Origin of the sequence: Streptomyces sp. NPDC058525, assembly GCF_042719495.1 — a bacterium.
Classification (GTDB): domain Bacteria; phylum Actinomycetota; class Actinomycetes; order Streptomycetales; family Streptomycetaceae; genus Streptomyces.
This window is the reverse complement of the sequence record NZ_JBHXNP010000046.1, coordinates 1-25,073: the sequence shown is the minus strand read 5'-3', so window position 1 is coordinate 25,073 and position 25,073 is coordinate 1. Positions and strand designations below refer to the sequence as shown.

General features: G+C 72.0%; 21 protein-coding genes and 1 tRNA gene. 13 read left to right on the top strand and 9 right to left on the bottom strand.

Annotation, left to right across the window (positions count from 1 at the left end):
* The first annotated feature begins 11 nt into the window (after positions 1-11).
* Entirely contained in the window at positions 12-224 is a 213-nt protein-coding gene (locus tag ACFWP3_RS21755) for a hypothetical protein (protein ID WP_384223507.1), read from the top strand.
* A 31-nt stretch (positions 225-255) separates the two neighbouring features.
* On the opposite strand, the gene mscL is transcribed toward ACFWP3_RS21755, so the two are convergent.
* From mscL to ACFWP3_RS21725, 6 genes are all read right to left on the bottom strand, one after another.
* Positions 256-762, bottom strand: a complete 507-nt coding sequence (gene mscL, locus ACFWP3_RS21750; RefSeq protein WP_384223504.1) for a large conductance mechanosensitive channel protein MscL — start codon at positions 760-762, stop codon at positions 256-258.
* Between the two features lie 123 nt (positions 763-885).
* Entirely contained in the window at positions 886-1,353 is a 468-nt protein-coding gene (locus tag ACFWP3_RS21745) for a hypothetical protein (RefSeq protein WP_384223502.1), read from the bottom strand.
* Between the two features lie 428 nt (positions 1,354-1,781).
* On the bottom strand, positions 1,782-2,615 hold the full coding sequence (locus tag ACFWP3_RS21740) for an S-methyl-5'-thioadenosine phosphorylase (protein WP_384223499.1): 834 nt from the start codon (positions 2,613-2,615) through the stop codon (positions 1,782-1,784).
* A 92-nt stretch (positions 2,616-2,707) separates the two neighbouring features.
* Positions 2,708-3,013, bottom strand: a complete 306-nt coding sequence (locus ACFWP3_RS21735) for an FmdB family zinc ribbon protein (RefSeq protein ID WP_384223497.1) — start codon at positions 3,011-3,013, stop codon at positions 2,708-2,710.
* A gap of 67 nt (positions 3,014-3,080) precedes the next feature.
* On the bottom strand, positions 3,081-4,502 hold the full coding sequence (locus ACFWP3_RS21730) for an MFS transporter (protein WP_384223494.1): 1,422 nt from the start codon (positions 4,500-4,502) through the stop codon (positions 3,081-3,083).
* A gap of 394 nt (positions 4,503-4,896) precedes the next feature.
* A complete protein-coding gene (locus ACFWP3_RS21725) occupies positions 4,897-6,432 on the bottom strand; it encodes a potassium/proton antiporter (RefSeq protein WP_384223492.1) in 1,536 nt (511 codons plus the stop codon).
* Positions 6,433-6,656: 224 nt separating this feature from the next.
* Between ACFWP3_RS21725 and ACFWP3_RS21720 the strand changes: the two genes are divergently transcribed.
* Positions 6,657-9,500: a penicillin acylase family protein gene (locus ACFWP3_RS21720; protein WP_384223489.1), complete on the top strand. Its 2,844-nt coding sequence runs from the start codon at positions 6,657-6,659 to the stop codon at positions 9,498-9,500.
* On the opposite strand, the gene ACFWP3_RS21715 is transcribed toward ACFWP3_RS21720, so the two are convergent.
* Positions 9,497-10,105, bottom strand: a complete 609-nt coding sequence (locus ACFWP3_RS21715; RefSeq protein ID WP_384223488.1) for a 5-formyltetrahydrofolate cyclo-ligase — start codon at positions 10,103-10,105, stop codon at positions 9,497-9,499. The genes ACFWP3_RS21720 and ACFWP3_RS21715 overlap by 4 nt on opposite strands.
* Positions 10,106-10,200: 95 nt before the next feature.
* Here ACFWP3_RS21715 and galU point away from each other — a divergent pair, with 95 nt between their 5' ends.
* From galU to ACFWP3_RS21670, 9 genes are all read left to right on the top strand, one after another.
* Positions 10,201-11,103 (top strand): UTP--glucose-1-phosphate uridylyltransferase GalU, encoded by a 903-nt coding sequence (gene galU / locus ACFWP3_RS21710; RefSeq protein WP_384223486.1) that lies wholly within the window; start codon positions 10,201-10,203, stop codon positions 11,101-11,103.
* 4 nt (positions 11,104-11,107) lie between these two features.
* On the top strand, positions 11,108-12,457 hold the full coding sequence (glp, locus tag ACFWP3_RS21705; protein WP_384223483.1) for a gephyrin-like molybdotransferase Glp: 1,350 nt from the start codon (positions 11,108-11,110) through the stop codon (positions 12,455-12,457).
* Between the two features lie 73 nt (positions 12,458-12,530).
* Positions 12,531-13,010, top strand: a complete 480-nt coding sequence (gene moaC / locus ACFWP3_RS21700; protein ID WP_384223481.1) for a cyclic pyranopterin monophosphate synthase MoaC — start codon at positions 12,531-12,533, stop codon at positions 13,008-13,010.
* Positions 13,011-13,132: 122 nt separating this feature from the next.
* On the top strand, positions 13,133-13,624 hold the full coding sequence (locus ACFWP3_RS21695; protein ID WP_384223597.1) for a molybdenum cofactor biosynthesis protein B: 492 nt from the start codon (positions 13,133-13,135) through the stop codon (positions 13,622-13,624).
* Complete coding sequence (locus ACFWP3_RS21690; protein WP_384223595.1) at positions 13,621-14,250, top strand: GNAT family N-acetyltransferase; 630 nt, start codon at positions 13,621-13,623, stop codon at positions 14,248-14,250. Before ACFWP3_RS21695 ends, ACFWP3_RS21690 begins: the two co-directional genes overlap by 4 nt.
* A gap of 159 nt (positions 14,251-14,409) precedes the next feature.
* Positions 14,410-15,450, top strand: coding sequence for a gephyrin-like molybdotransferase receptor GlpR (glpR, locus tag ACFWP3_RS21685; RefSeq protein WP_384223478.1), 1,041 nt, complete (start codon positions 14,410-14,412; stop codon positions 15,448-15,450).
* Between the two features lie 78 nt (positions 15,451-15,528).
* Positions 15,529-15,602: transfer RNA gene (locus ACFWP3_RS21680), tRNA-Ala, on the top strand.
* A 173-nt stretch (positions 15,603-15,775) separates the two neighbouring features.
* A complete protein-coding gene (locus ACFWP3_RS21675) occupies positions 15,776-19,777 on the top strand; it encodes a hypothetical protein (protein WP_384223476.1) in 4,002 nt (1,333 codons plus the stop codon).
* Positions 19,778-19,871: 94 nt separating this feature from the next.
* A complete protein-coding gene (locus tag ACFWP3_RS21670) occupies positions 19,872-21,236 on the top strand; it encodes a CoA transferase (protein ID WP_384223474.1) in 1,365 nt (454 codons plus the stop codon).
* A gap of 9 nt (positions 21,237-21,245) precedes the next feature.
* Here ACFWP3_RS21670 and ACFWP3_RS21665 read toward each other — a convergent pair whose 3' ends face one another.
* Positions 21,246-21,743 carry a GNAT family N-acetyltransferase gene (locus ACFWP3_RS21665; protein ID WP_384223471.1) on the bottom strand — a complete coding sequence of 166 codons (498 nt, stop codon included), beginning with the start codon at positions 21,741-21,743 and terminating at the stop codon, positions 21,246-21,248.
* Positions 21,744-21,781: 38 nt separating this feature from the next.
* Here ACFWP3_RS21665 and ACFWP3_RS21660 point away from each other — a divergent pair, with 38 nt between their 5' ends.
* Entirely contained in the window at positions 21,782-22,585 is an 804-nt protein-coding gene (locus tag ACFWP3_RS21660; RefSeq protein ID WP_384223469.1) for an exodeoxyribonuclease III, read from the top strand.
* On the opposite strand, the gene ACFWP3_RS21655 is transcribed toward ACFWP3_RS21660, so the two are convergent.
* Positions 22,567-23,250 (bottom strand): MerR family transcriptional regulator, encoded by a 684-nt coding sequence (locus ACFWP3_RS21655; RefSeq protein ID WP_384223466.1) that lies wholly within the window; start codon positions 23,248-23,250, stop codon positions 22,567-22,569. The two genes, ACFWP3_RS21660 and ACFWP3_RS21655, sit on opposite strands and share 19 nt — an antisense overlap.
* Before the next feature lie 180 nt (positions 23,251-23,430).
* Here ACFWP3_RS21655 and ACFWP3_RS21650 point away from each other — a divergent pair.
* Positions 23,431-25,073: flavin-containing monooxygenase (locus ACFWP3_RS21650; protein WP_384223593.1), on the top strand; the 1,643-nt coding region annotated here is incomplete at its 3' end.

Below are 25,073 nucleotides of genomic sequence, written 5' to 3'. Positions count from 1 at the left end.
ACCCTGGAGGCATGAGCACCCCAGCCGCCCCCGGCCCGCAGCACGGGTCCGCCGTGCCGCCGAAGCCTGAGCCGAAGCCCAAGCCCCGGCTCGTCTTCGACGACCCGCTGGACCAGCAGTCCTCGGACGACACCGACCGGGGCTGGGGCGAGCGGCCGCCCGCTGGCGGAAGCGCGGCCGACCTGGCCCGATTCCTCGACGAGAAGCCCCCGCACCACGTCTGAGCCGCCGGGGCGGCCCGTGCGGACCGCCCGGCTAGAACCCGTCGCGCGACCCCGGTGCCCCGGTGCCGCCGCCACCGCCGTTGGCCCCGCGCTGCGCGACCAGAGCGTCCCGGATCTCCTTGAGGACCTCCAGCTCCGTGATCTCCATGGTCTCCTTGACCCCCTCCTTGGCCTTGCGGCGCGCCTCCACCTTGGCGAGGTACTTCGCCATCGGCAGCACCATCAGGAAGTACACGACGGCCGCGGTGATCAGGAAGGTCAGCGCGGCGTTGAGCACCGAGCCCCAGAGGATCTCGACGCCCGTGGGCTGGCCGCTCGCGTCGACGCCGCAGGGGGCCTTCAGGCACGACTTGTAGACGTCGAGGTTCTTGGTCCCGATGGCTCCCACCAGCGGGCTGATGATCCCCTTGACGATGGAGTTCACGATGTTCGTGAACGCGGCACCGATGACCACGGCGACCGCGAGGTCGACCACGTTGCCGCGCATCAGGAAGGCCTTGAAGCCCGCCAGGATGCTCTCCTTCTTCTTCTCGCTCACCACTGAGCCCTTCTTCATATCTGCCGAACACGGAGTCAACGGTTCCGAAAACTACGGCAGTCCGGGCGCGATGTGTCCAATCGACCCACACCTCTAGGTGACTTGACCGACCGCTTGTGCGAATCAACACAGCGTCACCGCCAGTCGGGCCGTCGCGCCCGCGCCCACGAGGTCCCGCGCGGTATCCCGGGGCACGGACAGCACCACGAGCGCCCCGCCGTCCCCGACACCCGGATCGGGGCCCGGTACTTCGGCGACCCGGGCGCCCGCGGCCACCACTCGCGCAGGCCCGGCGCGCTCCGCCGCGACCACGTCCACCCGGTCGCCGGGCCGCAGCAGCCGCACCGTCCCCGCGTCGGCGATACGCACCGGGGCCGACACCATCCGCACGGGTGCGGGCGGAGCGGCGCCCGGGGAGGCCCGGACCTCCGGTGGCGCGGCCGACCGCGAGGCCTGGGCCTCCGTCCCGCCCACGGCCAGCGCCGCCGCCACGACGGCCAGCCCGGCCGCGACGGCCCGCCGCCGGCGCCGCAGGGCCCGCCGCAGCCGGTCGCCGCCCCGCCCGACCCGCAGCGGCGGGAACGGGGGCACGGCCCGCGCCGGGGGACACGGGGACGAGCACGGGACAGCGGGAGGGGGAGCGGGAGCGGGAAGGGGAAGAGGCGGGTGAACGAGGCCGGAAGCGGACGCGGAACCGCGGCCGGAAGCCGGTACGGAACCGCGTACGGAAGCCGCGGCAGCAGGGGAAGCGGGTGCGCACGAGAGGGCCGAAGAGCGCGCGGGCGTACGGGACATGAGGGCCACCACCAGTCGGAGTGAGTCGCTGTGCCCGGACCCGTCGCCCGGACACAGCCCACGATCCGGCCTCCCGCCCGATCCCGCTCCGGCCTGTGGACGATCCCCAGCTTGTGGACAACCCCGTCACCCGCAGGTGTCAGCCCCCGCTTGTACGGCGGCTATGGCGGCCACCGCGCGTACGGCGGCTATGGCGGCCACCGCGCGTATGGCGGCTACTTCGGCTACGGCAGCTCGATGCCCAGGTCCCAGCCGTCGTGGGCGTGCGTGCACAGGCAGGCCCGCGACTCCGTCGCCGGGAGGGCGGCCACCGCGTCGAAGAGCACCTCGCGCAGCCGGCCGACGTTCTCGCCGAACACCCGCAGCACCTCCGTGTGGGACACGCCCTCGCCGGTCTCGGCGCCCGCGTCGAGGTCCGTCACCAGGGCCATCGACGTGTAGCAGAGCCCCAGCTCCCGGGCGAGGACGGCCTCCGGGTGGCCCGTCATGCCGACCACCGACCAGCCCGCCGCCGCGTGCCAGCGCGACTCGGCGCGCGTCGAGAACCGCGGCCCCTCGATGACGACCATGGTGCCGCCGTCCACCGGCTCCCACTCCCGCCCCCGGGCCGCAGCCAGGGCGACCGAGCGCCCCACCGGGCAGTACGGGTCCGCGAAGGTGGTGTGCACGACGTTCGGCACGCTGCCGTCGGGCAGCGGCTCCCCGTCGAAGTAGGTCTGCGCCCGGGACTTCGTACGGTCGACCAGCTGGTCGGGGACGAGCAGCGTGCCCGGACCGTACTCGGCGCGCAGGCCGCCGACCGCGCACGGGCCCAGTACCTGGCGGACGCCGACCGACCGCAGCGCCCACAGGTTCGCCCGGTAGTTGATCTTGTGTGGCGGGACGGTGTGGCTGCGACCGTGCCGGGGGAGGAAGGCCACCTGCCGGCCGCCCAGCTCACCCACGTACAGGGAGTCGCTCGGGGGACCGTACGGGGTCTCCACCTGGATCTCGGAGACGTCCTCCAGGAAGGAGTAGAAGCCCGAACCGCCGATGACACCGATCTCTGCGTTCACCATGCGGCCACCCTAACCGGGCATGCGGAAGGCCCCGCTGCCCGGTGGGCGGCGGGGCCTTGCGACGTATGGACGCGTGGCGCGCGGACGCGCGGTCAGGCAGCCGAGGTGGAGCTGCTGCCCGTGCTCGACGACGTCGAGGAGGACGAAGCGGCGGGAGCGGCGGCCGTGGACGTCGACGAGGTCGAGGCCGGCTTCGAGGCAGGGGTGCTGCTCGACGAAGCGCCACGGCTGTCGTTCCGGTAGAAACCGGAACCCTTGAAGACGATGCCGACCGCGGAGAACACCTTCTTCAGGCGTCCGTCACAGTTCGGGCACACGGTCAGCGCGTCATCGGTGAACTTCTGCACGGCCTCAAGGCCCTCACCGCACTCGGTGCACTGGTACTGGTAGGTCGGCACGAATTTCCTCCTGGCACTCTGACTCAATGAGTGCTAACGACGCTCCATGGTGACGTATTCCGGCGGATCAGTCCACCGTCACCGGCACGCGGTGACCCATCCCACGCTCGTTCACCCGGTTACGGGAGGCCGCGGGGGCGGCCTGCGAGGTGGCCTGCGGCGCCGCCGGCGGGGTGGCCGGTGCGGCGGACGCGGCGGCCGGAGCGGCGGCGGGGGCCGCGGCCGGCGCCGAGGAGTTCACGATCCGGCTCGGAGCCTTCGGCGCCAGCTTCGCGCGCAGGGCCAGCAGGGTGACCAGGGCCAGCGCGGTGGCGGCCATCGGCACCAGGAAGCCGTACGAGGAACCGTGGGCGTCCGTCAGGCGGCCGGCCAGGGTCACGGCGACGGCCTGCCCGAAGGCGACCGCGCCGGTCAGCCAGGTGAAGGCCTCGGTGCGCGAGGCGGCCGGGATCAGCTGCTCGATCATCGTGTAGCCGGTGATCAGCGCCGGGGCGATGCACAGACCGACGACCAGGCCGAGCGCGCCCAGCAGGACCGCCGAGTTCGCGGCCCACAGGACCGAGGCGGCGGCGGTGAGGCCGATGTAGCCCAGGATCAGGCGGCGGCGCGGGCCGATCTTCCAGGCGATGGCGCCCATGGCGATGCCGGCGACCATGTTGCCCGCGGCGAAGACGCCGTAGAGCAGGCCGTTGGCGCCCGGGTTGCCGATCTCGTTGGAGAAGGCGGCGAGCGAGACCTGCATGCCGCCGAAGACGGCGCCGATCCCGAGGAAGGCGACGATCAGGACGCGCAGGCCCGGGAAGGACAGGGCGGAGGCGTGCCGCTCGCCGTTGGCCGGGCGGCCGACCGGCTTGGGCTGGGTGGCGCGCTGCGCGGCGAAGACGAGACCGCCGACGAGCGTCAGGGTGGCCTCGGTGATCAGGCCCGCCGAGGGGTGGACCTGGGTGCACAGGAAGGTCGCGAGGACCGGGCCGACGACGAAGGTGAACTCGTCGGTGACGGACTCGAACGCGGCCGCGGTCGGCAGCAGCGGGGAGCCCTCGAGCTTGGCGGCCCAGCGGGCGCGGACCATCGGGCCGGCCTGCGGGACGGAGGCGCCGGTCGGGACGGCGGCCAGCACCAGCGCCCACAGCGGGGCGCCGAGGAGCGCGAGGGCGGCCAGCGCGCCCACGGAGGCGGTGTGCGTCAGGGCGGCCGGGACCAGGACGGCGCTCTGGCCGAACCGGTCGGTGAACTTGCCCATCAGCGGGGCGAACACGGCCATGGACACGCCGGTCACGGCGGTCACGATGCCGGCGCTGCCGTAGGAGCCGGTGGTGTGCTGGACGAGCAGGAGGATGCTGACGGTGAGCATCCCGAAGGGGAGCCGGGCGGCGAAGCCGGGAAGTACGAAGCCCAGGGCACCGGGAGTGCGCAGGAGCTGCCCGTAGCCGGGGCGGGCGGACGTGTTGGACGTGGCGGATGTTCCGGTCGTGACCGCGGATGTCACGGCCTTGCCTTTCCGCTGCCTGGTAGAGCGTCCCCGTCTGCGGACGGTGCGTCGCCTTGTGAGCGACCGCACCCGTACATGTGGGAGCCCCGAGAGCTGTCCTCTTGCGCAGAACCGAGTGATACCTGGGCGCCCACTGCGGGAGGGAGCCACGGCCGCTTTGCGGTCGCGCCAGCTCTGCGTCAGGCAGAGTTGGTTCGATCTGTTGTGCCTTCATCGTACAGGGGAACCCACTACCACGCCCTGTGATTGCGGCGACAAGGCGTGTCTTCACCTGCGATTAACGGGAGCTTCGCCTTTTTAAGCCCGCCAAAACAAGGGCAAAGTGGGTCATATATCACGGAAATCGGCCGAATTAGAACGCCGCTCTAAAGTCTGGCTCCATCGGGACGCGTCACCGGCGCGAGCCCGCGGACCCGTTTCCGCCCGTCCCCAGCCACCCGGCCAGCTTGCCGCCGCGCGCCACCGCGCGCAGCCGCGCCTCGGCCGCGTCCCGTACCGGATCCGTGGCCACCACCAGCAGCTCGTCCCCGCGCCGCAGCACGGTCGACGGCAGCGGTACGAAGCTCTTGCCCTCGCGGACCACCAGGGTGACCGAGGCCCCCGCCGGCAGCCGCAGCTCGCTCACCTCGACGCCGTGCATCCGCGAGGCCGGCGGGATCGCGAAGGACAGCAGGTGCCCGCGCAGCTTCTCCAGCGGCGCCGACTCGATGCCGAGGTCGGAGGCGTTCTCGTCGGTGGCCCCGAGCTCCAGCTTGCGCGCCAGCCAGGGCAGCGTCGGCCCCTGCACCAGGGTGTAGACGACGACCAGCACGAAGACGATGTTGAAGACGCGCTCGCTGCCCTCGATCCCGGACACCATCGGGATGGTCGCCAGGATGATGGGCACGGCTCCGCGCAGCCCGGCCCAGGACATCAGGGCCTGCTCCCGCCACGGGATCCGGAAGGGCAGCAGGCTGACGAAGACCTCCAGCGGCCGCGCGACCATCGTCAGGACGAGGCCGATGATCACGGCGGGCCAGAAGTCGTTCACCAGCTCGTGCGGGGTGACCAGCAGGCCGAGCAGGACGAACATGCCGATCTGGGCGATCCAGCCGAGTCCGTCCGCGAACCCCCGGGTGGCCGGCCAGTGCGGGAGCTTGGCGTTGCCGAGCACCATCGCGGCCAGGTAGACGGCGAGGAAGCCGGAGCCGTGCGCCATCGCGCCGGCCGCGTACGCCGTCACGGCGATGGCCATGACGGCGATCGGGTAGAGGCCGGAGGCGGGCAGCGCCACGTGCCGCAGCCCGTACGAGCCCAGGAACCCCACGGTCAGGCCGATCGCGGCGCCGATGGCCAGCTCCAGGGCGATCTTGCCGATCAGGACGTACCAGTCGTCGATCGGGCCGACGGTGGCGAAGGCCACGACCAGGATGACCACGGGGGCGTCGTTGAAGCCGGACTCCGCCTCGAGCACGCCCGTGATCCGGGAGGGGAGCGGGACCTTGCGCAGGACGGAGAAGACGGCCGCCGCGTCGGTCGAGGAGACGACCGCGCCGATCAGGAGGGCCTGGCGCCATTCCAGGCCGACCAGGTAGTGCGCCCCCACGGCCGTGATGCCGACGCTGACCGCGACGCCCACCAGTGACAGCACGATCGCGGCCGGCAGGGCCGGTTTGATCTCTTTCCACTTGGTGCCCAGACCACCCTCGGCGAGGATCACGACGAGCGCGGCATACCCGATGACCTGGGTCAGCTCGGCGTTGTCGAATACGACGTTGCCGATGCCGTCCTGGCCTATCGCGATGCCTATGCCGAGGTAGATGAGCAGGCTGGGGAGGCCGCTGCGTGAAGAGATGCGCACCGCCGCGACGGCGACGAGCAGCACGAGCGAGCAGACCAGCAGTAGCTCATTGAGCGTGTGGACAGTCAGCGGGCGACCCTTCCTCAAAGCGCGCGGAGGATCCGGTGGATCTTTCCTCCGGCGGCAGGTTCGGCAAGTAGTTCGTTACCTTACCTAATCTTTGACGTTCCCTTTACGCGATAGCCACATTGTGAAACGCCTGTTCGTCCCTGTCCTTGCCAGCTCCACCCCTGACGGATCAACGAGTACGGTCCTGCGCCTATGGTTGCTCCCAGCACTCCCAGGACCACCCTGCCCCTCTAAGGACAGCGATGCCCGCCAACGAAACCGCTCCTCCCGTCAAGAAGAAGGGACGACGCGCCCGTCTGATCGTGCTCGTGCTGGTCCTGGCTCTCTTCGCGGGCCTCGGCTACGGGGCGTACTGGGGCGTGGACAGCGTGCGCGCCTCGTTCCCCCAGACGACCGGCTCCCTCAAGGTGCCGGGCCTCACCGGGACCGTCGACGTCAAGCGCGACGCCCACGGCATCCCCCAGCTCTACGCCGACAACGACGACGACCTCTTCCGCGCGCAGGGCTTCGTCCACGCGCAGGACCGGTTCTGGGAGATGGACGTACGGCGGCACATGACCTCCGGGCGGCTCTCGGAGATGTTCGGCCCCGGCCAGGTCGAGACCGACGCCTTCCTGCGCACGCTGGGCTGGCGCCAGGTCGCGCAGACCGAGTACGACAAGAAGCTTTCGGACGAGACCAAGAAGAACCTCCAGTCCTACGCCGACGGGGTCAACGCGTACCTGAAGGGGAAGTCCGGCAAGGACCTCTCCGTCGAGCACGCCGCCCTCAAGCTCAGCGACGGCTACCAGCCCGAGCAGTGGTCCCCGGTGGACTCGGTGGCCTGGCTCAAGGCGATGGCCTGGGACCTGCGCGGCAACATGCAGGACGAGATCGACCGCGCGCTGATGTCGAGCAAGCTCACGCAGGCGCAGATCGACGAGCTCTACCCGCCCTACCCCTTCGACCGGAACAAGCCGATCGTCGACGGCGGCAAGATCACGGGCGGCCAGTACGTGCCCCAGGGCTCCAGCGGCTCCAGCGGCTCCAGCGGCCCCAGCGGCACCGGCGCCAACGGCGGCACCGGCGCGACGGGCTCCCAGGCCTCCGCCGGCACCGGCACCGGCAGCGGGCTCGCCGGCAACGCCACCGCCCAGGGCGCCACCGTCGGCCTGCGCACCCAGCTGACCTCCCTGGCCAAGACCCTGGACGAGATCCCCGCGATCCTCGGCCCCAACGGCAGCGGCATCGGGTCGAACTCCTGGGTGATCGCGGGCAAGTACACGACCACCGGCAAGCCGCTGCTCGCGAACGACCCGCACCTGTCCCCGCAGCTGCCCTCGGTCTGGTACCAGATGGGCCTGCACTGCCGCACGGCCTCGGCCCAGTGCCAGTACGACGTGTCCGGCTACACCTTCTCCGGGATGCCCGGCGTGGTCATCGGGCACAACAACGACATCGCCTGGGGCATGACCAACCTCGGTGCGGACGTCACCGACCTCTACCTGGAGCAGGTCAAGCCCGAGGGCTACGTCTACGACAACAAGGTGATCCCCTTCACCACCCGTGACGAGGTGATCAAGGTCGCGGGCGGCGCCAGCAAGAAGATGACCGTCCGCATCACCAACAACGGCCCGCTCGTCTCCGACCGCAGCGACGAGCTCGGCACGGTCGGCTCCCGCGCCCCGGTCGCCAGCTCCGCGCCCGACCGCGGCAACGGCTACGCCGTCGCCCTGCGCTGGACCGCCCTGGAGCCGGGCAAGTCGATGGACGCGGTCTTCAAGCTGAACAAGGCCAAGAACTTCGACGAGTTCCGCAAGGCCGCCGCCGACTTCGAGGTGCCCTCCCAGAACCTGATCTACGCCGACGGCAAGGGCCAGTCCGGCAACATCGGCTACCAGGCGCCGGGCCGGATCCCGGTCCGCGGCGCCGGCGACGGCCGGATGCCCGCGCCGGGCTGGGACTCCAAGTACGCCTGGAAGACCGCCAAGGACGGCAGCGTCGAGTACATCCCGCAGGGCGAGCTGCCCTTCGAGTCCAACCCCTCGCGCGGCTACATCGTCACCGCCAACCAGGCGGTCGTCGAGAGCGGCACCGGCGCCGGCAAGTACCCGTACCTGCTGACCACCGACTGGGGCTACGGCGCCCGCAGCCAGCGGATCAACGACCTCATCGAGGCGAAGATCAAGGACAGCGGCAAGATCTCCACCGACGACATGCGCGCCATGCAGATGGACAACAGCAGCGAGATCGCCGCGCTGCTGACCCCGATGCTGGCCAAGATCCAGGTCTCCGACCCGGACGTGCGCTCCGCGCAGAAGCTCCTGGAGGGCTGGAACTACACCCAGGAGAACGACTCGGCCGCGGCCGCCTACTTCAACGCGGTCTGGCGCAACATCCTCAAGCTGTCCTTCGGCGACAAGATGCCCAAGGAGCTGCGCATCGAGGGCAGCTGCATGAACGTCCGCGCCGACAGCAGCGGTCCGGCCGACGAACTCGCCGAGACGGTCCGCGAATGCGGCACCCGCGGCCCCGACTCGGCGCAGCCGGACGGCGGCGACCGCTGGTTCGAGGTGGTCCGCCGCCTGGTCAAGGACGAGAAGTCGCCCTGGTGGCAGTCGCCCGCGGCGCGCAACAAGCCCGCCGCCACCACCCGCGACGAGCTGTTCGCGCGGGCCATGGCCGACGCCCGCTGGGAGCTCACCGCCAAGCTCGGCAAGGACCAGTCGACCTGGAGCTGGGGCCGGCTGCACCAGCTGACGCTGAAGAACCAGACGATCGGCACCGAGGGCCCCGGCTTCATGCAGTGGCTCCTCAACCGCGGCCCGTGGAACCTGGGCGGCGGCGAGGCCACCGTCAACGCCACCGGCTGGAACGCCTCCAGCGGCTACGGGGTCACCTGGGTCCCATCGATGCGGATGGTCGTCAACCTCAACGACCTCGACAAGTCCCGCTGGATCAACCTGACGGGCGCCTCGGGGCACGCGTACAACGGGCACTACACGGACCAGACGACGATGTGGGCCAAGGGCGAACTGCTGGACTGGCCCTTCGGCAAGGACGCCGTGGACAAGGCGACGGTCGACACCCTGACCCTCACGCCTTAGAAGCGGAGCACCCCGGACGGGGTGGCCACCGCCTGGACGGGGTGGTCGTGCGGTTCCTCCGGGACCCGCGCGACCACCTCGTCGTCGTAGAGGAGCACCACCAGTGCGGGATGCGCCCCGGCGCGCTCCAGCCGCTCCAGGACCCGGTCGTACGAGCCCCCGCCGCGGCCCAGCCGCATCCCGCGGCCGTCCACCGCGAGCCCGGGCAGCAGCACGGCGTCGGCCGCGGTCACCGCGTCCGGCCCGAGCGCCGGCCCGGTCGGCTCCAGCAGCCGCATCTTCCCCGGGTGCGCGGCCTCGGCGAGGCCGCCCGGACCCTCGTACGCCGCCCAGTCGAGGTCGTTGTCGGGCAGCAGCAGGGGCAGCAGCACCCGCTTGCCGGCCGTGCGCAGGGCGTCGAGGAGGGCCCGGGTGCCGGGCTCCGTGCCGATGGAGACGTACGCCGCGACCGTTTGGGCACCGGCCAGTTCGGGTAGGGCGAGGGCCGTGACGGCGAGTGCGTCGGCCGCCGCGCGGCAGGTTTCGGGGGACAAGGCGCGGCGGGCGGCGAGGAGTTCCCGGCGCAGTCGAGCCTTGATGGAAACGGGATGCGGATTCTCTGTCACAGCGGATTCAAATATCCTCGGGAAATCGGCACATAAGTGGACCTACCTACTGCGATCTGGCCTGGCGTTCGGCAGGACCCACTATCGTTCGGGGCATGACTATGTTGCACCCCGTGATCAAGAAGGCCGTGATTCCGGCTGCGGGCCTCGGCACTCGCTTCCTTCCGGCGACCAAGGCGACCCCGAAGGAAATGCTCCCCGTTGTGGACAAGCCGGCCATCCAGTACGTGGTCGAGGAAGCCGTGGCGGCCGGGCTCGACGACATACTCATGATCACTGGGCGTAACAAGCGCGCTCTCGAAGACCACTTCGACCGCAACTACGAGCTGGAGTCGGCCCTCATCGCCAAGGGCGACGACGACCGGCTGAAGAAGGTCCAGGAATCCAGCGACCTGGCCACCATGCACTACGTCCGCCAGGGCGACCCCCGGGGCCTGGGCCACGCCGTGCTGTGCGCCGAGCCGCACGTCGGCCGCGAGCCCTTCGCCGTCCTGCTCGGTGACGACCTCATCGACCCGCGCGACCCCCTGCTGCGTCAGATGGCCGAGATCCACGGCCGCACCGGCGGCACCGTCATCGCGCTCATGGAGGTGGACCCGGCCAGCGTGCACCTCTACGGCTGCGCCGCCGTCGAGGCCACCGACGAGGACGACGTGGTCCGCATCACCGGTCTCGTCGAGAAGCCGGACCCCGCGGACGCCCCCAGCAACTACGCGGTGATCGGACGGTACGTCCTCAACCCCGCGATCTTCGACATACTGCGGGAGACCGAGCCGGGCCGCGGTGGGGAGATCCAGCTCACCGACGCCCTGCAGAAGCTGGCCGCCGACGAGACCATCGGCGGTCCGGTGCACGGCGTGGTCTTCCGGGGCCGCCGCTACGACACCGGCGACCGCGGCGACTACCTGCGGGCCATCGTCCGCCTCGCGTGCGAGCGCGAGGACCTGGGCCCGGAGTTCCGCACCTGGCTTCACCGTTACGTCACGGAGGAGATGTAGCACCTTGAGCAGTTCCGCACCGCAGCATCCTCGACCGGCTGGCGGCCACCGCCTGTGGTCCGTGGACGAGCACCTCGCGGACGTCCTCGCCACCGTCCGGCCGCTGGAGCCCATCGAGCTCCAGCTGCTGGACGCACAGGGCTGTGTCCTGGTCGAAGACGTCACCGTGCCCGTCGCCCTCCCGCCCTTCGACAACAGCTCCATGGACGGCTACGCCGTCCGCACGGCCGACGTCCAGGGCGCGAGCGAGGAGTTTCCCGCGGTGCTGACGGTCATCGGGGACGTCGCGGCGGGCAGCGGCGAGCTGCCCACCGTGGGCCCCGGCGAGGCCGCCCGCATCATGACCGGCGCCCCGCTGCCGCCCGGCGCGGAAGCCGTCGTACCGGTCGAGTGGACCGACGGCGGCACGGGCGGGGGCGCGGCCTCCGGGATGACCCCGGCCAGCGCCGCCCCCGAGGGCTCGGGCGGCGAGGTACGGGTGCACCGCCCGGCCGAGGCCCGGGCGCACGTCCGCTCGCGCGGCAGCGACGTACAGGCCGGCGACCTGGCCCTGGCGGCCGGGACCGTCCTCGGGCCGCCGCAGATCGCCCTGCTGGCCGCCATCGGGCGGGGCACCGTACGGGTGCGGCCGCGCCCGCGCGTGGTCGTGCTGTCCACCGGCAGCGAGCTGGTCCAGCCGGGCGAGACGCTGGCCTCCGGGACGATCTACGACTCCAACAGCTTCGCGCTGGCCGCGGCCGCGCGGGACGCCGGAGCCATCGCCTACCGGGTCGGCGCCGTCGAGGACGACGCCGACACGCTGCGCGCCACCATCGAGGACCAGCTGATCCGGGCCGACCTGCTGGTCACCACGGGCGGGGTCAGCGTCGGCGCGTACGACGTGGTCAAGGAGGCGCTGACCTCGGTGGCCGGCGGCGAGGACGACGTCGACGGCGGCAAGATCGACTTCCGCAAGCTCGCCATGCAGCCCGGCAAGCCGCAGGGCTTCGGCACCATCGGCCCGGACCACACCCCGCTGCTGGCGCTGCCCGGCAACCCGGTGTCCTCGTACGTCTCCTTCGAGCTGTTCGTGCGCCCCGCGATCCGCGCGCTCATGGGCCTGCCCGAGTCCGAGGTGGGCCGGCCGACCGTGCGGGCGGTGCTCAAGGCGGACAAGGCGCTCGGCTCCCCGGCCGGCCGCCGGCAGTTCCTGCGCGGCAAGTACGACGCGCAGAGCGGGACGGTCAGCCCGGTCGGCGGATCGGGCTCGCACCTGATCGCCGCGCTGGCCCACGCCGACTCGCTGATGGTCGTACCGGAGGACGTCACCTCGGTGGAGCCGGGGAGCGAGCTGGAAGTGGTCCTGCTCGGCTGAAGCCCCGCCGGTGCGGGTAGCGTGTGTCGCACCACACAGGCCCCTCAGGGGCCCAGAGCGGAGCGGCGCAGCGATGAGTACCGAGAGCAGGCTCACCCACCTCGACGAGGCCGGCGCGGCCCGGATGGTCGACGTCTCCGAGAAGGACGTCACCACCCGGACGGCCCGCGCCAGCGGGCGGGTACTCGTCTCACCCCGGGTGATCGAGCTGCTGCGCGGCGAGGGCGTCCCCAAGGGCGACGCCCTCGCCACCGCGCGGATCGCCGGGATCATGGGCGCGAAGAAGACCCCCGACCTGATCCCGCTCTGCCACCCGCTGGCCGTCTCGGGCGTGAAGGTCGACCTGTCGGTGGCCGACGACGCCGTGGAGATCCTCGCCACCGTGAAGACGACCGACCGCACGGGCGTCGAGATGGAGGCCCTGACGGCGGTCGCCGTCGCCGGGCTCACCGTGATCGACATGGTGAAGGCCGTGGACAAGGGCGCGGTCATCACGGACGTGCGGGTGGAGGAGAAGACCGGCGGCAAGTCCGGCGACTGGGCGCGCTCGTGAACGCCCCGCGCGGCGGCGAGGTGCACAGCCACAGCCACAGCCACAGCCCCGGCCTTGGCCACGGCAGCACGGCTGCGTCGCCCGCGCCCGCGGCCCCCGGTGCCGCTTCCTCGGGCCGGGCGCTGGTGGTCACGGCCTCGAACCGGGCCTCGCAGGGCGTGTACGCCGACAAGGGCGGCCCGCTGCTCGCCGAGGCGCTGGAGCAGCTCGGCTTCGCGGTGGACGGGCCCCGGGTCGTCCCCGACGGCGATCCCGTCGAGCAGGCGCTGCGCGAGGGCGTGGCCGCGGCGTACGACGTCATCCTGACCACCGGCGGCACCGGCATCTCGCCGACCGACCGCACCCCGGACGCCACCGCGCGGGTCCTGGACTACGAGATTCCGGGCATCCCGCAGGCCATCCGGGCCGAAGGGCTGGCGAAGGTGCCGACCGCGGCGCTGTCCCGGGGCCTGGCGGGCGTGGCCGGGCACACCCTGATCGTCAACCTGCCGGGTTCGACGGGCGGGGTGCGCGACGGCCTGGCCGTCCTGGCCCGGATCCTGCCGCACGCCGTGGACCAGATCCGCGGCGGTGACCACCCCAGACCCGCGGAGCATTCCGGGAGCACGAGCTGAACGGCCCCTCCTGGCCGGTCGTCCTGACGGACGGCGATGTCACGCTCCGGCCGATAAAGCTGCGGGACCAGAAGGCGTGGCGCGAGGTCAACCGGCGCAACCGCGAGTGGCTCCGGCCGTGGGAGGCGACGATTCCGCCGCCCGCGCCGTGGGGGCCGGTGATCCAGCGGCCGACGTACCGCCAGATGGTCCGCCACCTGCGGGCGGAGGCGAACGCGGGCCGCATGCTGCCGTTCGTCATCGAGTACCAGGGCCGTCTCGTCGGCCAGCTGACGGTCGCCGGGATCACCTGGGGCTCGATGTGCGCGGGCCACGTCGGCTACTGGGTGGACCGCGAGGTCGCGGGCCGCGGGGTGATGCCGACGGCGGTCGCGCTCGCGGTGGACCACTGCTTCCGGAAGGTCGGCCTGCACCGGATCGAGGTGTGCATCCGCCCCGAGAACGGGCCGAGCCGCCGGGTGGTGGAGAAGCTGGGCCTGCGCGAGGAGGGGCTGCGGCCGCGCTACCTGCACATCGACGGGGCCTGGCGCGACCACCTCGTCTACGCGGTCACGGCCGAGGAGGTGCCGGAGGGGCTGCTGCGGCGCTGGCACCGGGCACGCCACGCGCAGTCCCCGCCGAAATGAAGAAACGAATATCCGTTCGAATTAAGACCTTCGCGGAACCGATTCGCCCATAACCTGATCCGAAGAGTCACAAAAAAAGTCCGTGATATCAGCGAGATCGCGCGACACACCGGCCCAATTGGCCGATCCCCTCGCCCGTACCCCTCTACGGTGTGAGGTGTGAGCAGCAGCGGCCTCATCTACGCAGTCATTGTCGGGGCCTGGGCCGCCTACTTGGTGCCCATGTGGCTCCGGAGGCAGGACGAGCTGAACGAAGCCCGTCCGACGGAACGCTTCTCCACTGCCATTCGGCTGCTTTCCGGCCGGGCGGGAATGGAGCGCCGTTACGCCAAGGGACTGCGTGAGCGCGGTGACGAGCAGGCGGAGCCCCAGCCCCACGCGGACCCGGACGCCGCGACGGAAACGGTGAATTCCGTGGACGCCGACGTCCGGGCCGTCGGCGTGCCCCCGACCAGGGCGGAGCCGAGACCGGCCGCCGCCGAACGGGAGCAGCGCGCGGAGCGGGCCCGGCGCGAACAGCGCCTCCAGGTCCTCGCGCGCCGCCGGCGCACCACCGCACTGCTCTTCCTCGTCTTCACCCTCGGCGCGGTCGTCGCCGCGGTCGGCGGACTGCGCTTCCTGTGGGCCCCGGCCGTGCCCGCCCTGCTGCTGAGCGCGTACATCGTGCACCTGCGGGTCCAGGAGCGCCGGCGCTACGAGTTCACCATGGACCGGCGGCGCGCCGAGGCCGCCGCCCGGCAGCTGCGGGAGAACCGCCAGCGCCGCTGCCACCCCGAGGACGCCGCCGGAGCGGGCGCCGACCCGGACCCCGCGCCACCCGTCTCCCCGCAGGAAGCCGGACGGCGCGCCCTGGTCGAGCAGACCGACCACGCCGAGTGGGTGGACCAGCAGCGCGAGCGCGAACGCGGCCCCGCCCGAGGTGACAGCTGGGAGCCCGTCCCGGTCCCGCTGCCCACGTACGTGACGGCCCCGGTCGCCCCGCGCGCCACCGGCCCGGCCGCCCCGGACGCCTGGAGCTCGACCCGCTCCAGCACGGCCGAGCCGACGGAACCCCGCCTGCGCGCCCAGCCCGCCGTCCCGGCGCCCAAGACGGAGACCAAGCCCCCGAGCACCCCGCGCCCGCGCGGCCGCGACCGGGGCCGCACCCCGCTGTTCGACCAGTACGAGGGCGAAGACCGCCCGCGCGCCGCGAACGAGTAACGGGTGACCTGCGCGGACCCTCCGGGATACGCGTTTTGGAGCACCCCCGCCGGGATGCTAATGTTTCACACGTCGCAAGGGCCTGTGGCGCAGTCTGGTAGCGCACCTCGTTCGCATCGAGGGGGTCTGGGGTTCAAATCCCCACAGGTCCACAGACGATGAAGATCCCGCCCGATCGCAAGATCGGGCGGGATCTTCTGCTTTCCCGGTGCGCCCCTACCCGCGCGTAAACCCCATGCGAACCTCCAATCCCAGACGGTTAAACTCCGCCTGCCCGCAACTCCCGTGAAGGTCACCGGGGTCGGGCTGCTCGAACGGGGGGTTCATGAGCTCGCTGCCCATTGGCAGAAGAGCGGACAGGAGACGGGGGAGAGGCCGCGGGGTTTTTGCCGCCGGCGCCCTGCTGCTCGCCGTACTGACCGCCACCACCGGCCCGACCGGATCCGCGTTCGCGGCCGCCGCGCCGCCCGGGGCCGCCGCCGCACCGCAGGCCGAGCCCACCGCGCCCGCCGAGTCCGCCAAGGCCGGGCCCAAGGCCCTGCCGAAGGCCGACCCGAAGGCCGACCGCGAAGCCGCCGTCACGGCGCTCGCGAAGAGCGGCGCGGCGCAGGCCTGCCCGCCGGCCCTCGCACCGCACACCACCGTCGACTGCGTCGTCGAGCCGTACCAGACGGCCTCCTTCACGCTCACGCTGCCGCAGCAGAAGGACGTGGTGCTGTACCAGGTCCTCCACACGCGCTGGGCCAACCACCGGCTGATCGCCCCCGACGGCGTGGCCGTCACCTGCGAGAACGTCCTCGGGTCCGGCTCCGCGGGCGGCACCATGCGCTGCCCGACGGGCACGGCGGGCACGTACCGGCTGGAGATCGCGGACCAGAGCGGCTCGCAGAACACCGTCTCGGCGGCGTACGTCCCGGTGCTCACCTCCACCGCCTGCAAGGCGGTCGGCGCCGCCGACCGCAAGCTCGGCGCCCCGACCGTGTTCCGCGGTTCGCTGGCCGCCGGCTCCGCGGGCGACTGCTACACGCTGGACCTGGCGGCGGGCGAGGTGCTGCGCCGCTACGCGTCCACGTACCGGGTCGACGCGGACGTGTACGACGCCACCGGCAAGGTGGTCTGCAGCCTGGGGACCAACGCGGACACGGAGTTCGACTGCAAGCTCGCGGGCACCGCGCCCTACCGGGTGTCGGTGCTGCAGGGCTCCGGAACCGCCGAGGCCTACGACCTCAGCCTGGCCCGGCTCTCCAAGCCGGAGGGCTGCCCCGTGTTGGAGCCGCAGGCGTTCGGCGCATCGCCGGACCTGAGCTCCACCGCGCGCTGCCGCACCCTGAGGGTGCCGCAGGCCGGTCACTACACCTTCGCCCCGGTGGCCTCGGGCAGCGCTCCGTACGGAGGGCTGTTCGCCGCCGACGGCACCGCGATCAACGCGTGCCGGCAGGGTGCCTGCGACCTGACTCCTGGCGACTACACCTGGGTCGTCGAAGCGAGCAACGGCGACGCTGGTGCGTTCGGCATCGCCTTCCACTCCGCCAGGGAGACGCGCGGCTGCACCGCGACCCACGACAACGGCCTGGTGGCCGGCCCGGCCGCCGCCACCTTCGGCGGGCTCGGGCAGAAGCTCTGCCTGACCCTGCCGACCGCCAGCGGGCAGGGCCTCTACTTGCTCAACCGGCCGCCTGCCGAGGGCATCAGGGCCGCTGTGACGGTGTACGACGCGGCAGGGGCCGAGCAGTGCAAGGCGGACGGCTACACGTTCTACGTCTGCAAGCTCACGGGCACCGCTCCATTCCGGGCGGTCCTGAACGGCGAGCCGTCCAAGGCCTTCCGGCTGGTGATCCACCGGACCGGCAACGCCGAGGGCTGCGCGGCCTGGCCGCAGAGCGGGTTCGACGGCTCCTGGGGTGCGGAGGCTCCGGTCAGCGGGGAGGTGCGGCAGCACTGCCTGAGCCTGCCGGCCGACAAGCACTCCACCGCGGAGATGATCGACTACACCAACCTCCAGAACAAGGTGAACGGCGAGGTCCTGCTCGTCGACCCCGCGGGCACCACCGTGTGCGCGACCGCTCCCAGCTCGACCACCACATGCGTCCTTGCTGCGGGTGTCCCGTACACCGCCATGGTGGTTTTCACGGGGTACGGATCGGACACCTACAAGCTGGTCCGGCGTGATGTGTCGCCGACCGCGAAGTGCGTGACGCCGGCCTCGACGAAGGTTGGCGGCCAGTCCACGTCCTTCGACCTGACCTCGGCGCTCGACGCCCGCTGCGTACGGGTCTCCGCCGCGGCCACGGACAAGTTCTGGCTGAGTTCGCGGACCCTGGGGAACGCACGCTACGAGCCCTCCGCGCTGATGATGGTGCTCGACGCCAACGGCAAGTACCTCTGCCGCCAGACGGGCGCCTCCTGCCGGGTCACCGGCTCGACCTCATACGTCGCGGTCGTAGCCGCCTCGGGCTACAAGGACAAGCCCATCCGTGCCAATGTGGACACCTGGAAGGTCGGCACGGCGGCCGGATGGGTACAGGAGTGCACGGCCAACCCCATCTCGGTCAACGGCTTCCCGTCGCGAAGCGGGGTGCTTACCGAGTCGTCGGCGGGCTATTGCGCCGTGGTCGACGTAAAACCAGGCCAGGCCTTCAAGGTTGTCGGCACCAGCAGTTCGACCACCAGCGAGCACCCGTCTCTGAACCTGCACAGCGCTGCGCGGTGGACAAGTGAGAACCTTGAGTACCAGTGCGGACAGGTATGGGGCGCGTTCGGCGCCCGGTGCCAGGCGCTCAGCTACACCGAGCCCACCCAGGCCGTACTCCTGATGAGCGCAGCCCACAGCGCCACGCCCGTCGAGTACAGCATGCAAGGCCTCTGTGACACCGAATGCGTACACCCGAAGCCGGGGGCTGTGCCGACTTCGATAAGCCCTGCCACGGGCCCCGCCGGGACACAGACCCACGCCGTCGTCCACGGGACCGGATTCACCCTGGACACCAAGCTCCACCTGGTGCGCAGCGGCACCTGGGATGACCCGAAGCCGGTCATGAAGGTGCTCTCCGTGAACGCCGACGGCACCGTGCTCGACGTTCTGGTCGACACGAACGGGCTGGAGCCGGGCACCTATGACGTGGCGCGCGACGGTTACACACCCAGCCCCGGACAGCCCTCCCCTGGCTACCTGCCCAAGGCGTACACGGTGACGCCCGCAGCGACGCTCTCGAAGAGCCGGTTCGTGCCGATCACGCCGTCGCGGTTCCTGGACACGCGTGACGGTGTCGGGGCGACGAAGGCGCGGGTCGGTCCGGGCGGTGTCGTGACCCTGCAGGTCGCGGGAGTGAAGGGGGTCCCGGCCAGTGGGGTGACGGCGGTGGTGATGAACGTGACCGCCGTCAACCCGACCGAGGCCGGGCACGTGATGGTCTACCCGAACGGGCAGCCCAAGCCGGCCGTGTCGAACCTCAACTTCTCGGCCGGGCAGATCGTGCCCAACCTGGTGACCGTGCCGGTCGTGAACGGGAAGGTGGACCTGCGCAACAACGCGGGTTCCGTCGACCTGATCGCGGATGTGACCGGGTACTTCACCGACAAGGCGGCGACGGGTTCGGCCTTCACTCCGATCACGCCCTCGCGGTTCCTGGACACCCGTGACGGCACGGGTGCAACCAAGGCCCGGGTCGGTCCGGGCCGTGTGGTCTCCCTTCAGGTGGCCGGTGTGAAGGGGGTTCCCGCCAGCGGGGTGACCGCGGTGGTCATGAACGTGACCGCTGTCGATCCGACCGAGTCGGGCCACGTGACCGTCTACCCGAACGGGCAGGCGGCCCCCGGAGTATCGAACCTCAACTTCACGGCCGGTCAGGTCGTCCCGAACCTGGTGACGGTCCCGGTCGTGAACGGGAAGGTGGACCTGCGCAACAACTCGGGTTCGGTCGATCTGATCGCCGATGTCACGGGCTACTACTCGGCCACGGGGTCCATGTTCTCGGCCGGTTCGCCCGTGCGGCTGCTGGACACCCGGGAGGGTCTCGGCGCCCGCGCAGGGGCGGTCGGCCAGGGCGGCGTAGTCAGCCTGCAGGTCGCCGGGGTCGAGGGTGTGCCACTGACGGGGGTCACCGCGGTGGTCCTCAACGTCACCGTCACCAACCCGACCCACGACGGTCACCTCATCGTCCAGCCGCACGGGGTTGAGCGCCCGAACGTCTCGAACCTCAACTTCAGGGCCGGGCAGACTGTCTCCAACCTGGTGGTCGTTCCGGTCGTGGACGGTCGGGTGACCTTCTACAACAACACCGGGTCTGCCGACGTCATCGCCGACCTCAACGGCTGGTTCACCGCCTGAGCCGACCGCGCGCACCCCGGGGGGCCCGTCCGATCTCACGATCGGGCGGGCCCCTCGGCCGTTGAGCGGGGAGCGCGGTGGGTTGAATGGGCCCATGACGATCACGAGTGAGCCGAGTGAGCCGAGCCGGCCGGATGGTGCGACGGCGCAGGCGTGGGCCGCGCTCGGTGGGGCGGCGGAGCTCGCCGGGCGGGTGCGGTACCGCGGGGCGCCGGGGTTGGGGCACGGGCCGCTGCCGGTACGGGAGCTGGCGCGGGCCACGGTCGGGGTGTGCGCGCTCGCCGCGGCCGAGCTGGCCGCCGTACGGGCCGGGGGCGGGGCCGCCGACGCGGATCCGCCCGTCGTGGACGAGGGCGCGGTGGCCACGGCCTTCGTCAGCGAGCGCAGGCTGAGGGTGCGGGGGCGGGAGCCCGTGAGCTTCGCCCCGCTGTCCGGCTTCTGGCGGGCGGCGGACGGCTGGCTGCGCACCCACGCCAACTACCCGCACCACGAGGCCGCACTGGTGCGGGCCCTCCGGCTGCCGTCCGCGACACCGGAGGCGGTACGGGCCGCGGTGGCGGGCCGGACGGCCGTCGAGGTGCAGGAACGCGTCTACCGGGAGGGCGGGCTCGCCGTCGCCGTGGCGCGGGAGTACGGGGAGCCGCGGCCGCTGGCCGAGACCGTACGGGAGTCCGGGGCGCAGGGCCGCAGGACGCCGGGGCCGGCCCCCGCGGGGCTGCCCGCGGCCGGGGTGCGGGTGCTGGACCTGACCCGGGTGATCGCGGGGCCGGTCGCGACGCGCACGCTCGGGCTGCTGGGCGCGGACGTGCTGCGCATCGACGCGCCGGGGCTGCCGGAGGCGGCCGACACGTACGCGGACACCGGCTTCGGCAAGCGGTCGGCGCTGCTGGACCTCGCGGCCGCGGCGGACCGGGAGGTGTTCGAGGGGCTGCTGGCCGGGGCGGACGTGGTGGTGACCGGCTACCGGCCGGGCGCGCTGGAGCGGCACGGGCTCGGGGCCGCGGAGCTGCTGGAGCGGGCGCCGGGGCTGGTGGTGGCCCAGCTGTGCGCGTGGGGCTGGGACGGGCCGTGGGCCGGCCGCCGGGGGTTCGACTCGCTGGTGCAGGCGGGCTACGGGATCGCCGCGCGGTACGCCGGTCCGGACGGCGCCCCCGGGGTGCTGCCGGCGCAGGCCCTGGACCACGGCACGGGGTACCTGGTGGCAGCCGGGGTGCTGCGGGCGCTGGCGCGGGGCGGCGGGCGGGCGCTGCGGTTCTCCCTGGCGGGTACGGCCTCGTGGCTGGTCCGGGAGGTCCCGGCGGCGGCCGGGCCCGGCGCCGCGGAGTACGCGGCGGAGCCGTGGCTCAGGGAGGCGGACTCGGGGTACGGCCCGCTCCGGTACGCCGCGAGCCCCTTCGGGGACTGGCCGGCGGGCCCGTCCCGCTGGGGCGCGGACCGGGCCGCCTGGCTCCCGCGGTAGGGCGCCGCGTCAGGGCAGGAGCGGCTTGGCCATGCAGCGGCTGGAGTCGTGGAAGCGGTAGTGGCCGAACTTCGGGGCCATGGCGTAGCCCGAGGACAGGTACAGCGCGATGGCCTCCGGCTGCTGGTCGCCCGTCTCCAGGACCATCCGGGTCCGGCCCGCCGCGCGGGCGTCGGCCTCCAGGACGGCCAGGATCCGGCGGGCCAGGCCCAGGCCGCGGGCTTCCGGTATCACGTACATGCGCTTCAGCTCGGCGTCGCCGTCCGAGTAGCCCTCGTCGTTCTGCTCCTGGCCGCGCCACCCGCCGCTGGCGACCGGCACGCCCTGGGCGTCGTACGCGAGCAGGTAGAGGCCCCGCGGCGGGACGAACATGGCGGGGTCGAGGAAGGTGGCGTCGCCCTCGCCGTCCTCGTACCGGGCCTGGTACTCCAGCTGGACCTGGTCATTGAGCTTGACCGCGTCCGGGTGGTCGTACGGCACTGGCTGGAGCTGGATCCCATGAGACATCGGAACATCGTACGGAACGCTGCCGCTAGGGTGCAGGGATGCTCACTGTGACCTCCGTGAATGTGAATGGGATCCGCGCCGCCGCCAAGAAGGGCTTCGGGGCGTGGCTCGAGGGATCCGACGCCGACGTGGTCTGCCTCCAGGAGGTACGGGCCGAGGAAGGGCAGATTCCGGAGGAGGTGCGCAGCCCCGAGGGCTGGCACACCGTGTTCGCGCCGGCCGCCGCCAAGGGGCGGGCCGGGGTCGCGCTCTACACGCGGCGGGCGCCCGAGCGGGTGCAGGTGGGGTTCGGCAGTGACGAGTTCGACACCAGCGGGCGGTACCTGGAGGTCGACCTGCCCGGCGTGACCGTCGCCAGCCTCTACCTGCCGTCCGGTGAGGCCGGGACCGAGAAGCAGGACGAGAAGTACCGCTTCATGGCGGAGTTCCACACCTACCTCCAGACGCTGAAGGCGCGGGCCGCGGCGGACGGGCGCGAGGTCGTGGTCTGCGGGGACTGGAACATCTGCCACCGCGAGGCCGACCTCAAGAACTGGAAGACGAACCGGAAGAACGCCGGCTTCCTGCCCGAGGAGCGCGAGTGGCTCGGCACCGTATACGACGCGGCCGGGTACGTGGACGTCGTGCGCGAGCTGCACCCGGACACCGAGGGCCCGTACTCCTGGTGGTCCTACCGCGGGCGGGCCTTCGACAACGACGCGGGCTGGCGGATCGACCTCCAGGTCGCGACCCCGGGCCTGGCGGCGAAGGCCGTGAAGGCGTTCGTGGAGCGGGCCGAGACGCACCCGGAGCGGTGGTCCGACCACGCGCCGGTGACGGTCGTCTACGAGCTCGGTGTGTGACCGGAAGCGGAAGCGGAAGCGGATTCGGTGCCGGACGCCAGCAGGCGGTCCATCGCCATCGTGAGCTCCGCCTCGACCACGCTCTTCGCCAGCGGGCGCAGGCGCGGGAGGGCGTCGTCCGCCAGGTGGGCCGAGATCAGCTCGGCGAACAGGGCGGCCATCGCGTCCGCGTGCTCGCGGACGCGGCGGCCCGTCTCCAGGACGGCCGCCAGCGGGACGCCCTCGCGCACCAGGGCCGAGGAGACGTCCAGCAGGCGGCGGCTGACGTGCACGATCTCGTCGCCGTCGGTGGCGAGGTAGCCGAGGGCGAGGGAGGCCGCCAGGTTCTCCGGGGTGACCTCGCCCTCGAAGTAGTCGGCCAGCGCCTCGGGCGTCAGCCGGACCGGGGTCTCCTCCGACCAGCCGATGCCGAGCAGTTCGCCGAGCTGGCCGACGTCGCGGCCGTTCTCGAAGGCGGCGGTCAGCTCCGCGATGCCGCCGAGGGTGTGGCCGCGTTCGAGCAGGGCCGCGATGGTGCGCAGCCGGGCCAGGTGGTGGTCGTCGTACCAGGCGATGCGGCCCTCGCGGCGCGGCGGCGGGAGCAGCTTGCGCTCGCGGTAGAAGCGCAGGGTGCGGACCGGTATGCCGGCCGCCTCGGCCAGCTCCTCCGTACGGTATTCGCGCACTGTCGTTCCTGCTTCCCTGTCCACCACGCCCGAAGCCTATGGCGTACTGGCGGTAACTTTCCGGGCTCGCCCCCTACCCATGAGTACGGGGCTGCTCTACTCTCCCGATTGTGCCAGTGATTGCTGGCAGTGTTGCGGATGTGGAAGGCGGCGGGCATGGGCGGCATGGGCGGCGGCGACATCACGAAACGCGAGCACGTACGCGTGGCGGTGATCGGATCCGGATTCGGCGGGCTCGGCGCGGCCGTACGGCTGCGGCGCGAGGGGATCACGGACTTCGTCGTGCTGGAGCGCGCCGACTCGGTCGGCGGCACCTGGCGAGACAACAGCTATCCGGGGTGCGCGTGCGACGTCCCCTCGCACCTGTACTCCTTCTCCTTCGCGCCCAACCCCGACTGGCCCCGGACCTTCTCCGGCCAGCCGGCCATCCGCGCGTACCTGGAGCACGTCGCCGACACCTTCGGACTGCGCCGGCACATCCGGCTCGGCCACGAGGTCCTGATGATGCGCTGGGACGCCGACGAACTGCGCTGGGAGGTCGAGACCTCGGCCGGCACACTCACCGCCGACGTCGTCGTCTCGGCGACCGGACCGCTGTCCGACCCCAAGATGCCGGAGGTCCCCGGGCTCGCCGAGTTCCCGGGCAAGGTCTTCCACTCCGCGCGCTGGGACCACGACTACGACCTGGCCGGCAAGCGCGTCGCCATGATCGGTACGGGTGCCTCCGCCATCCAGATCGTGCCCGCCATCGCGCCCGACGTGGAGCGGCTGACCCTCTTCCAGCGGACCCCGCCGTGGGTGATGCCGCGCACCGACCGGGCCATCACCGCCGCGGAGCGCTGGCTGCACCGCCAGCTGCCCTTCACCCGGGCGGCGCGCCGCGGGCTGCTCTGGGGCATCCGGGAACTGCAGGTCAGCGCCTTCACCAAGCGGCCGAACCAGCTCGGGCTCATCGAATCGCTGGCCAAGGCCAACATGGCGCGCTCGATCAAGGACCCGGCGCTGCGCGCCAAGCTGACGCCCGACTACAGGATCGGCTGCAAGCGGATCCTGCTCTCCAGCGAGTACTACCCGGCGCTGGCGCGGCCCAATGTGGACCTGGTCGCCTCCGGGCTCAAGGAGATCCGCGGCTCGGTCCTGGTCGCCGCCGACGGGACGGAGACCGAGGTCGACGCGATCGTCTTCGGCACCGGCTTCCACGTCACGGACATGCCGATCGCCGACCGGGTGGTGGGCGCGGAGGGCAAGACGCTCGCGGACGAGTGGAAGGACGGGATGCAGTCGCTGCGCGGGGCCACCGCGGCGGGCTTCCCGAACTGGATGACGATCATCGGTCCGAACACCGGGCTCGGGAACAGCTCGATGATCCTGATGATCGAGTCGCAGCTCAACTACATGGCCGACTACCTGCGGCAGCTGGGCATGCTGGGCGGGCGGGTCGCGCTGGCGGCGCGGCCGTCGGCGGTGAACCGGTGGAACCGGCAGGTGCAGGCCCGGATGGAGCGGACGGTGTGGAACACCGGCGGCTGCACCAGCTGGTACCTCGATGCGCAGGGGCGCAACACGACGGTCTGGCCGGGGACTACGGGTGAGTTCCGGCGGGAGACGCGGGGCGTCGATCTGGCGGAGTACGAGGTGGTGCGGGTGCGGGAGCGCGAGCCGGTCCCTGCCGGGGGCTTTGGGTCGTCGGGTGCGGCGCCGTTGCCGGGGGCGCTGCCCCCGGACCCCCGCGCCTCAAACGCCGGCGAGGCTGGTTTTGCCTCCGGCGGCGCCTCAAACGCCGGCGAGGCTGGTTCTGCCTCCGGCAAGGCTGAGTTGGGGGC